This is a genomic window from Xenorhabdus lircayensis (assembly GCF_016306625.1).
GTDB classification, from domain to species: domain Bacteria; phylum Pseudomonadota; class Gammaproteobacteria; order Enterobacterales; family Enterobacteriaceae; genus Xenorhabdus; species Xenorhabdus lircayensis.
Window position 1 is genome coordinate 6933 of the sequence record NZ_JACOII010000076.1, and the last position, 8399, is coordinate 15331.

16 protein-coding genes are annotated in these 8399 nt (G+C 44.7%); 14 read left to right on the forward strand and 2 right to left on the reverse strand.

Annotation, left to right across the window (positions count from 1 at the left end):
* The first annotated feature begins 193 nt into the window (after window positions 1-193).
* The 13 genes from H8A87_RS18960 to H8A87_RS19020 all read left to right on the forward strand — a co-directional run bounded on the left by H8A87_RS18960 (window position 194) and on the right by H8A87_RS19020 (window position 6578).
* Window positions 194-361 (forward strand): hypothetical protein, encoded by a 168-nt coding sequence (locus H8A87_RS18960; protein WP_198691448.1) that lies wholly within the window; start codon window positions 194-196, stop codon window positions 359-361.
* 49 nt (window positions 362-410) lie between these two features.
* Complete coding sequence (locus H8A87_RS18965; RefSeq protein ID WP_198691449.1) at window positions 411-1313, forward strand: replication protein; 903 nt, start codon at window positions 411-413, stop codon at window positions 1311-1313.
* Window positions 1294-2691 (forward strand): replicative DNA helicase, encoded by a 1398-nt coding sequence (locus tag H8A87_RS18970; protein ID WP_232370371.1) that lies wholly within the window; start codon window positions 1294-1296, stop codon window positions 2689-2691. Before H8A87_RS18965 ends, H8A87_RS18970 begins: the two co-directional genes overlap by 20 nt.
* Window position 2692: 1 nt before the next feature.
* Complete coding sequence (locus H8A87_RS18975; RefSeq protein ID WP_198691450.1) at window positions 2693-2893, forward strand: DUF551 domain-containing protein; 201 nt, start codon at window positions 2693-2695, stop codon at window positions 2891-2893.
* Window positions 2890-3093, forward strand: a complete 204-nt coding sequence (locus tag H8A87_RS18980) for a hypothetical protein (protein WP_198691451.1) — start codon at window positions 2890-2892, stop codon at window positions 3091-3093. Before H8A87_RS18975 ends, H8A87_RS18980 begins: the two co-directional genes overlap by 4 nt.
* Window positions 3090-3476 carry a phage protein NinX family protein gene (locus tag H8A87_RS18985; protein WP_198691452.1) on the forward strand — a complete coding sequence of 129 codons (387 nt, stop codon included), beginning with the start codon at window positions 3090-3092 and terminating at the stop codon, window positions 3474-3476. The genes H8A87_RS18980 and H8A87_RS18985 overlap by 4 nt, the downstream gene beginning before the upstream one ends.
* Window positions 3473-3751 (forward strand): hypothetical protein, encoded by a 279-nt coding sequence (locus H8A87_RS18990; RefSeq protein WP_198691453.1) that lies wholly within the window; start codon window positions 3473-3475, stop codon window positions 3749-3751. The genes H8A87_RS18985 and H8A87_RS18990 overlap by 4 nt, the downstream gene beginning before the upstream one ends.
* 1 nt (window position 3752) lies before the next feature.
* Window positions 3753-4196, forward strand: a complete 444-nt coding sequence (locus tag H8A87_RS18995) for a YbcN family protein (RefSeq protein ID WP_198691463.1) — start codon at window positions 3753-3755, stop codon at window positions 4194-4196.
* Entirely contained in the window at window positions 4193-4405 is a 213-nt protein-coding gene (locus H8A87_RS19000; protein WP_198691454.1) for a hypothetical protein, read from the forward strand. Before H8A87_RS18995 ends, H8A87_RS19000 begins: the two co-directional genes overlap by 4 nt.
* Before the next feature lie 68 nt (window positions 4406-4473).
* Window positions 4474-4980, forward strand: a complete 507-nt coding sequence (locus tag H8A87_RS19005; protein ID WP_332460403.1) for an HNH endonuclease — start codon at window positions 4474-4476, stop codon at window positions 4978-4980.
* Window positions 4952-5548, forward strand: coding sequence for a recombination protein NinG (locus H8A87_RS19010; RefSeq protein ID WP_198691455.1), 597 nt, complete (start codon window positions 4952-4954; stop codon window positions 5546-5548). Before H8A87_RS19005 ends, H8A87_RS19010 begins: the two co-directional genes overlap by 29 nt.
* Entirely contained in the window at window positions 5545-5742 is a 198-nt protein-coding gene (locus H8A87_RS19015; RefSeq protein ID WP_198691456.1) for a hypothetical protein, read from the forward strand. Before H8A87_RS19010 ends, H8A87_RS19015 begins: the two co-directional genes overlap by 4 nt.
* On the forward strand, window positions 5739-6578 hold the full coding sequence (locus H8A87_RS19020; protein ID WP_198691457.1) for an antitermination protein: 840 nt from the start codon (window positions 5739-5741) through the stop codon (window positions 6576-6578). Before H8A87_RS19015 ends, H8A87_RS19020 begins: the two co-directional genes overlap by 4 nt.
* Window positions 6579-6708: 130 nt before the next feature.
* Here H8A87_RS19020 and H8A87_RS19025 read toward each other — a convergent pair whose 3' ends face one another.
* A complete protein-coding gene (locus H8A87_RS19025; protein ID WP_198691458.1) occupies window positions 6709-6894 on the reverse strand; it encodes a hypothetical protein in 186 nt (61 codons plus the stop codon).
* Between the two features lie 404 nt (window positions 6895-7298).
* Complete coding sequence (locus tag H8A87_RS19030) at window positions 7299-7856, reverse strand: hypothetical protein (RefSeq protein ID WP_198691459.1); 558 nt, start codon at window positions 7854-7856, stop codon at window positions 7299-7301.
* Window positions 7857-7879: 23 nt separating this feature from the next.
* On the opposite strand from H8A87_RS19030, the gene H8A87_RS19035 reads away from it, so the two are divergent.
* Entirely contained in the window at window positions 7880-8206 is a 327-nt protein-coding gene (locus H8A87_RS19035) for a hypothetical protein (RefSeq protein WP_198691460.1), read from the forward strand.
* The last annotated feature ends 193 nt before the right edge of the window (window positions 8207-8399 follow it).

The following is an 8399-nucleotide window of genomic DNA, read 5'->3' on the forward strand; positions in this document are numbered from 1 at the left end:
AGTAGTGGTCATTGAAGGCGAGCACGCAGAGCGGTTGATTCAGGCGCTGGAACGTAAAGGCAAGATAAAAAGAAAAACCCCAGTTGCGGTAACAACTGAGGCTTCTGAAATGCAACTTGAGATGTCGATTTAACAGTACGGGGAAAGTTTTAGCGGTTCCCCTCAATGACACATTTCACAGAGGTAATTATACATGAAAACGAAATTTAATCACAGCGCAGTGCATAAAAATAATGCTCGTGATCAGGAGGCGCGCTCTGTCTCCGAGCAGGGAAGCAAAAAGCTACGCGATATTCTTGAAGATGCCAAGCTGCGTCTGGAACATCGCGAGGGGCTGATTGGAGGGAAACACGATGAGTAACGTTGCATACGCTGATTTTGGAGCGAACGCACATTCAAGGAGCACACGGATGGAAAACCAAAAACAGGGGCACTTTGCACTGTTCAGGAGTCTTCTGTCCACGGAGTGGGCTAATGATGCCGCTAAACTGGCCCTGTGGGTTCGACTCATTGGAATGGCTCAATACAAGCCCCGCAGTGTTGAATTTAGCGGTATTCAATGGGATTTAGGGTCTGGTCAGTTGGTAACAAAAATTTCCATTCTAGCCAGAAAACTCAGAGATTCTAAAGGCAATGAGAAGACGCCAAAACAGGTTAGAGACATGTTGGAATTCTTTTCCGCTGCCGGGATGTTAACGTTCAGTGGCAACCGACATGGTACAGTGATCACCATCACAAATTACACTGATTATCAGGGTAATTTTGAGGTAACAAACGAGGTAACAAATCAGGTAACAAACAAACCCAGTCATGACGCGGCATCAGGGCTAGGTCAGGTAACAAAGTTGGTAACAAATCAGGTCAAACAGAGTAAGAAAGTATTAGAACAAGAATATATAACATCTAACGATGTTGGTGAGTTTTCTGACGAAAACAACCCGCCACAGCCGGTCAAGAAAGCTCAGTCTAAAAAGTCAGAACCCATTCCCTACCAAGCTATGATCGACGTCTATCACGAAATCCTGCCAGAAATGGCGAGGGTCACTGTTCTGAGAGACGCTAGAAAATCCAAGATGCGTACATTCTGGCAAAGGGCTAACAAGGAGTACCTGACCCAGCATCAACGCCCGTTCACGCTGGATAACTGGAAAGGCTATCTGGGTTACATCGCTGAGCATTGTCGCTGGATGATGGAGGATAGTCCCAACGGCAAGGGCGGCTACTGGAGAGCCAAAAACTTAGACTACCTGATCACCGACCAATGCTACGTATCCGTCAAAGAGGACAGAGCCAATGACCGCAACCGGAATTAACCAAGTCCCCCACAGCATCGAGGCAGAGCAAAGTGTTATTGGTGCATTACTGCTAGACCCTCAGAGCGATAATTCCCAATACGTATTCTCAATGCTAAACCCAGATGATTTTTATGGACGTCATCACGGGCTGATTTATACCGAGATCCGCACCATGAACGGCAGGCACCAGCCGATTGATATTCTCACTGTTGATGATCGTTTGCGGAATACCGGAAAGTCTAGCAACACAGGTGGATTTGCCTATCTGGCAGAGATCACCAAGAACACACCCAGCACGGCTAACATCGTAGCTTACGCTAAGAAACTTAAGGAAACCGCCGCAGAGCGTTACGCCATAGAGAAAACCAATGAAATTCAGCGTTTGCTAATGACACCCAGCACACTTACCTTTGCCGAGAAAATGGACATGGCTCAGCGGCTGATCGGTGAGGCGGCGGAAAATAGCTCTACAGGCCACAAGACCGGACTTAAACCCATGAGCGAAATAGCTGAACGCTTCTTCGAGACACTGGAGGCAAGATTTAATAATCCCGAACAGTATCAAGGACTCAAGACAGGTTTCCGTGATTTTGACGAAATGCTGGCGCCCAGATACATCCCCAATGGATCACTATTTGTTATTGGTGCTCGTCCGAAAATGGGGAAAACCACGGTATTAACCGAGATGGCAAAGAACGTTGCTGCCGATGGCGATCCGGTATTGATGTTCAGCATGGAAATGACCGATGAGCAATTGTTCGAACGCATGGTGAGCCAGAAATCAGGCATCAGTTCCGACATGCTATATGGTGGTGCTGATGATGATTACGAGTGGGCGCTACTCAGTAAGGCCATTGGTGAACTGAAAGACACGCCTAACATCTGGATTGATGATACGCCGGGAATGTCATTCGCCCACATCCAGTCACAGTGTCGCAAAATCAAGCGCAAGGTCGGCAAGATTGGTTTTATCGGTGTTGACTATCTCACCCTGATGAAGACCGAGAAGGCAGATCGCAATGACATCGCCTACGGCAATATCACTAAGGGACTAAAAATATTGGCGAAAGAACTCGATACTGTTGTTGTCCTGCTGACCCAGCTTAACAGGAACATCGAAGAGCGAGCCAACAAACGCCCGATGCCATCCGACAGCCGCGATACAGGCCAGATTGAACAGGATTGTGATTACTGGATGGGTATTTACCGCGATTCGGTTTATCACGAGAAGTCAGATCAAACACTGACTGAGTTGATATTACGCCTCAATCGTCACGGCAAGGCAGGAACGACCTACATCGAGCAGAAAGGCTTGTGCTTGCTTCCTATCGATCAGATTGAAGGTGAGCGCAGAGCTAAGCGCAACGAAGATAAACCTCACAAGAAGGACTTTTGAGATGAGCTGGATAAGTGTCGATGAAAGATTACCGGAACCTATAGAAGCCGTGCTGATTGTGATATCTGGTCGAGTTTTCTGCGGATATTTATCAATGGATGAAGAGCGTGGGTTTTATATACCGTCAGCAGGTACATACATGGATTTAAATGCAATTAGTCACTGGCAGCTATTTCCAACACCACCGGAGAATTTGAAATGAAAGGCACAATTTTTTTTCACAAAGACGAATATTGGGAAAATACACCTCATGACCAGCAAATTGACGCAATTCTGTGGAAGCGTCGTCAATGTCGCCCATTTAATCTCGGAAAAGATCGCCATCTGCATCGTAAAGTAGTTCGGTGCTATCCACGAGGATATGTATTTTATCGATTAGCACTACTGGAGGGTTTAAAATGAAACTAAAAACGAGTGAACTTACGGGCCGGGCGTTGGATTGGGCGGTGGCGTTAGCTGCTGACGCTAAAAGTGTAGAGTGCTCCAGAATAGGTGATTATTTATTAGAACTGCCCAATAGTGATTATTTTTTTGCAACAGGAGATTGGTATACGTTCAGGCCATCAACTGATTGGGCGCCGTGCGGGCAGTTGATTGATATATTCAGGATGGAAATTACCAATGTACTGGTTAATGACGTATGGAAATATTACGCAACCTGTCCGCATTTAATGGGTGAATATCAACATGGTAATACACCAAAATTAGCCATCTGCCGCGCTGTAGTCGCTGCGCAGCTAGGTGACGAGGTTGAAATTCCAGATATGCTATTGGAGGGGAAATGATGTGGTATTTATACCTATCGGCGGTAATTTTTAATCTGGTATTATTAGTAGCCGCTATCAGATTGCTGTATCAATTGTCGATTGCGGTTGTCAGAACAACTAGTCTCACCAGATGGGCTGCACGTTGTTCTAACTGCAAAGAGCCACTTCCAATTATCAAATATTTTCTTGCTCACTTCCCCATAACAAAAAGCACCACCAGAGTTAGTTCTCGGTATGGTGAATGGCGTGGTGTTGGTGATTGGGTTGTGTATGCAGAAAATAACGGGGGATGAAATGGAATGTAATTTTCTATTCCATGAATCAACGAAACAGGCAGCATGGCAACAACTCAAAGACGTTCTCGCAACAAATCAACCTCACCGCATTACCATCAAACCGTGGAAAAACACCCGCTCATCATCTCAGAACGCTACCGCACATATGTGGTTTGGCGAGATTAGTCATTTTCTGAAATCCAAAGGGGCTAATTATTCACCAGAGATGGTCAAGGACATGTTGAAGCATACCTTTCTGGGTTATGAAGTGATTGATCGGATAGATGCGAGGACTCAGGAGATTGAACACGTCAGGACGCTAAAACACACGTCCAGATTAGACACGGGCGAGATGTTTCGATTCATGGAGCAGGTTGAACAATGGGCGGCGGAAATTGGTTGTTTTGTGACGGTGCCTGACGATAGCGAGTATATGAGACTCAAGAAGGAACAGGAACAGTGAAAAAATGGGCATTTATTTCATTGGTTGGGATTATGTTGTTGGTATTCAATTTCGTAACCACATTTGTCTACGGCATTGCAAAGTGGCAGTTGCCATCTTGGGATATTGTACCTGCATTGCTGAGACTCACGTTTGCTGAGTTCTGTGCATTTACTGTGTTGTATCTCACTATCATTGGTCTGGTTGATTGGGCTAAGGGGAAGAAATGAAATACATCACATACATAGGCGTTTGGTTCGCTATTGCACTGATTATGGGACTGGTGTTAGGGGGATAGATGGCAAAGGCAAAATTAAATACGCTCGCCGCAATAGACAAATGGTTGGCTCACTATCATCAGTTGTTACAACCTAATGAGTCTCAGGTTGAGCCCCCTAAGAAGCCGTCGCTGAAACTAACCAAAAAACAGAGATCGGTTATCAGGGATAAATTCGGCGGTCGGTGCGCATATTGTGGCTGTGATTTACCAGCGGCTGGCTGGCACGCTGACCACGGAGAACCCGTTATGAGATACGGCGATGGTCAATGTCACTATCCAGAAAACGACACCATTGAAAATATGATGCCATCCTGTCGTAGCTGTAATCTCTACAAAAGCTGCTCAGATGTCGAATCATTCAGACAAATAATCACCAGACAATTACAAAACTCAATCCACAGAACGCAATCACTGAGGGCGGCGCAACGGTTTGGTAAATTATCGTTTGATCTGTCTCCTGTCGTGTTCTGGTTTGAAAAATATGGGGAAATGGGGAATGGCAAAGCTGAGGCAAAGGACGTGTAAAATCTGCGGTAAACAGTACGAACCGGAACGACAATTACAAAATACCTGCTCAATCCAATGTGCAATAACCAGAGGTAAAAAGCAGGAGCAGAAGAAGCGAGAGGAACTGGAACGACGACGAAAGAAAGACAATGCAATCAAGCAGAAGTTAGCCCGCGACAAACTCAAAGCAAGACGCCTAGCAGTAAAACCCCGCAGTTACTGGATTCAACAAGCCCAGCAAGCCGTAAATGCCTACATCAGAGAGCGAGACTGCGATTTACCGTGCGTCTCCTGCGGTACGTTTGTCTCTGCCCAATGGGATGCGGGTCATTACCGGACAACGGCAGCAGCAGCACAACTGAGATTTGATGAGCGCAACATCCATAAGCAGTGCGTTGTCTGTAACCAGCATAAATCGGGGAATCTGGTTCCGTACAGGGTCGAGTTAATCCGGCGCATTGGTCTGGAGCAGGTGGAAGCTGTCGAATCCAACCATGATCGCCACCGATGGACAATTGAGGAATGCAAGGCAATCAAAGCGGAGTATCAGCAAAAGCTCAAGGGATTGAGACGGGAGGCAGCATGATCTTCACAGACCTATCCTCAGCCATTGAGGGGGCACGATATCGGCACAGGGATACAGGGCGGTCATTTGCTGTTGTTCAGCGAGACACAGGAATGTCCGTTCTCACCGAACAATGGGTCAGGCGAAAACAGATGAGGGTGATGTATTCCACACGTCACGATAACAGGCACACAGTATTGCCGGGGTTAAAATGAATTTAGAATCATTACCGAAATATTTCTCACCTAAAACCATTCAATTTAGTGACTCTCCAGCCGCAACAGCTACCGATTCATTTTCAATTACCGATGTCATGGCCTCGCTAGGATTGGCGTCCGCTCAGGCGAGGATGGGCATAGAACTGTTTTTGGCGAAACAGGGGATCAACAGCCCAGATGAAGCAGTGGAGAGTCTCTATCAGTATGCGCTGACGCAGGTTCACCAACACCCTGCAATTTCAAAACTCGATGAGGATATTAAGCAAAATGTTCTGCAAATACTCGCAAATTATGCGTTTCAGGATTATGCGAGGAGTGCAGCCAGCAAGAAGCCGTGTTCTGATTGCGACGGCGGGTTTATTGAAGCGGAGGTGTTTACTACAAAGAACTATACCCCGTGGATGGAAAGAAAGCTGGTTGAAGCAAATTTAAGTATGGGGGCGAAAATCATTCCGTCATCATACGCTAAATTCCGTGAAGTGAGAGAGGTGGTGAAAGTGGCGTGCCCAACCTGCAAGGGGAAAGGAACAGTCAGCCATTCGTGTCGCTGTAATGGGCGCGGGGAGGTTCTGGACAAGGAACAAACCGAATTAATTGGTATTCCGGTTTATAAAACCTGCCCTAAATGTTCGGGGCGAGGGTACTCCCGACTCAAATTCACTGAGGTATGGAGTGCTGTTAGGGAGTTAGCAGGAGTATCTAAAACCACCTGTTACGACAAGTATCAGCCGCTATTTGAGCAACTAGTAGAGGAGTGTTTCAAGGAAGAAATCAGAGCCGATTATGTACTACGAAACTTAACAAAGAGGGAGCTTATTTCCATAGATATTTAAATATATAGTAAATAGATATTGATTTGTTCGGAAAAATAGCCTATCGTTACTCCAACGATGGGTTATTGCATCCGTTGAAACAGAAAAGAATTCATAGCCTCGCACTTGCGGGGTTTTTTTGTATCTGAATTTAAAATTGTGTCAGTATCCTCAGTGCCTGATTGTAGTTCTCGCACAGTGCGTCATAGGTTCCCTGATATTCAGAATTAAAAATATCGCTCATTTTCTCGACGATCGCCTCTTTGCATATCAACGAATCAGTTTCCAGTAATTGACAAACAGCGCGACCAATTAGGGTGTGGGCATTGTTGTTCATGATCTGCTCTCTACTCTCTGCATCTGTGATTACAAATTAGACTGTTTCATCATGGATGACAAAAAAATATCATAGTTATCCAACTATGAGCTGACAACTCAACTCCTGCAAAAAATGCAGTAGTTCAAAATCCCGCAAGAGTCTGGGATGTTTAGAGGAATATTTTAATTCCCCTGAATTCGAGGGTTTTACAACTCAACTCAGGCAGCACTGATCAATGCTTAATTTCATTTAAAATCAATATATTAATTGTGTTTTTAACCATTTCGAGCAACACCTCGGGATGGTGTAAAGAATACCCAACTCACCGGAAATACCGGAGAGTTTAATCAGGGCTGCGCTCCGGCGTGGCCTTTTTTGTGGCTAACCACCATCATGTATCAAGGTGGTTAGCTTTTTGGCAATTAATTTTTGCTTGATGGGGAAACACGTCTAATTAGCGAAAAGTAAGCGATCACCAGTTTTATTTGCTTAGGGGTTGCTGCATCTTGGAATCTGAATTTGAAAGGCTCGGTACTTTCTGAGCCGTAGAATTTGATACCTTCTTCTTCTAAATTTAACTCATCTTGAGGGTTGGGGAGGCTATTGATTAGGCGCGCAATTGCTGTTAATTGTTTGTCTGGAATATCTGATTGCAACAACTTATGAGCAAACTGATTTCTAATCTGATTAAGCTGTTCAAATGCATCATATGCCTCACGGGGTAGCCCTAACCTTTGAGCAAGTTTGGACTTATGTTCAAATGACATTCTGAATTTAACATTATTTGTATTATTAGGTTTTTCAGCAAACAAATCCTCAATACCCAAACGAGCACAAATATAAGCTTCCAAAAAACTTTCACATGTTAAATGCAGCGTTAAAACTGTCACTAACGGTGTACTGTTTTCACATATAGCCATTATCGATTGATATGTACTATCATTTTGTGCAAAAAGTCTATCAAAGATAGTTGTATTCATAGAGAATCCTTACAGGAGAGTGTATGGAACTACATCATAAGAAGGTTATTATTCACGATAGGGCTGGCACGCCAAAAGTGATAATAGGTGATCTTTCATGCGTTCCCCAAAAGTTAAATCAGACATTGGATATTAGCGCAGAAAAACAAAACGTTAATACCTCTGCTGCTAATGAATGTCCAATAGGTAGAGAGTGGTCACATCACGATAAACCCATTATTGAAATCTGGGATTCTTTAACGACTGAACAGAAGCAAGCGATAGAGCAAGTCATTACGGATTACCAAGATGAAATCTTTTCGCTCGAATGCCAGATTGCAGAAAGTGGCTGGTATTGTGGTCATGACTGAATAGCCTAATACCCTTTATTCAACATAGGGTATTCCATATTTGCCACCGCAATCACTCCTATCACATCCGTATCCACACATTGCGGCTGGCATCCCTAACTATTTGAATTAATTCCGTTATGGGAATTCCCATATCGGTATCTCCCATTAACTTAACTCACAGGGGCGACATAGCTCACCCCACGGACGCCCA

What these genes read in the sequence shown, in the direction of transcription:
- H8A87_RS19025 (WP_198691458.1), bottom strand. Translation starts at nt 6,894, where the DNA reads ATGAACAACAATGCCCACACCCTAATTGGTCGCGCTGTTTGTCAATTA.
- H8A87_RS19035 (WP_198691460.1), top strand. Translation starts at nt 7,880, where the DNA reads ATGGAACTACATCATAAGAAGGTTATTATTCACGATAGGGCTGGCACG.
- H8A87_RS19005 (WP_332460403.1), top strand. Translation starts at nt 4,474, where the DNA reads ATGGCAAAGGCAAAATTAAATACGCTCGCCGCAATAGACAAATGGTTG.
- H8A87_RS18990 (WP_198691453.1), top strand. Translation starts at nt 3,473, where the DNA reads ATGATGTGGTATTTATACCTATCGGCGGTAATTTTTAATCTGGTATTA.
- H8A87_RS18975 (WP_198691450.1), top strand. Translation starts at nt 2,693, where the DNA reads ATGAGCTGGATAAGTGTCGATGAAAGATTACCGGAACCTATAGAAGCC.
- H8A87_RS19030 (WP_198691459.1), bottom strand. Translation starts at nt 7,856, where the DNA reads ATGAATACAACTATCTTTGATAGACTTTTTGCACAAAATGATAGTACA.
- H8A87_RS18960 (WP_198691448.1), top strand. Translation starts at nt 194, where the DNA reads ATGAAAACGAAATTTAATCACAGCGCAGTGCATAAAAATAATGCTCGT.
- H8A87_RS18965 (WP_198691449.1), top strand. Translation starts at nt 411, where the DNA reads ATGGAAAACCAAAAACAGGGGCACTTTGCACTGTTCAGGAGTCTTCTG.
- H8A87_RS18980 (WP_198691451.1), top strand. Translation starts at nt 2,890, where the DNA reads ATGAAAGGCACAATTTTTTTTCACAAAGACGAATATTGGGAAAATACA.
- H8A87_RS18995 (WP_198691463.1), top strand. Translation starts at nt 3,753, where the DNA reads ATGGAATGTAATTTTCTATTCCATGAATCAACGAAACAGGCAGCATGG.
- H8A87_RS18970 (WP_232370371.1), top strand. Translation starts at nt 1,294, where the DNA reads ATGACCGCAACCGGAATTAACCAAGTCCCCCACAGCATCGAGGCAGAG.
- H8A87_RS19010 (WP_198691455.1), top strand. Translation starts at nt 4,952, where the DNA reads ATGGCAAAGCTGAGGCAAAGGACGTGTAAAATCTGCGGTAAACAGTAC.
- H8A87_RS18985 (WP_198691452.1), top strand. Translation starts at nt 3,090, where the DNA reads ATGAAACTAAAAACGAGTGAACTTACGGGCCGGGCGTTGGATTGGGCG.
- H8A87_RS19020 (WP_198691457.1), top strand. Translation starts at nt 5,739, where the DNA reads ATGAATTTAGAATCATTACCGAAATATTTCTCACCTAAAACCATTCAA.
- H8A87_RS19015 (WP_198691456.1), top strand. Translation starts at nt 5,545, where the DNA reads ATGATCTTCACAGACCTATCCTCAGCCATTGAGGGGGCACGATATCGG.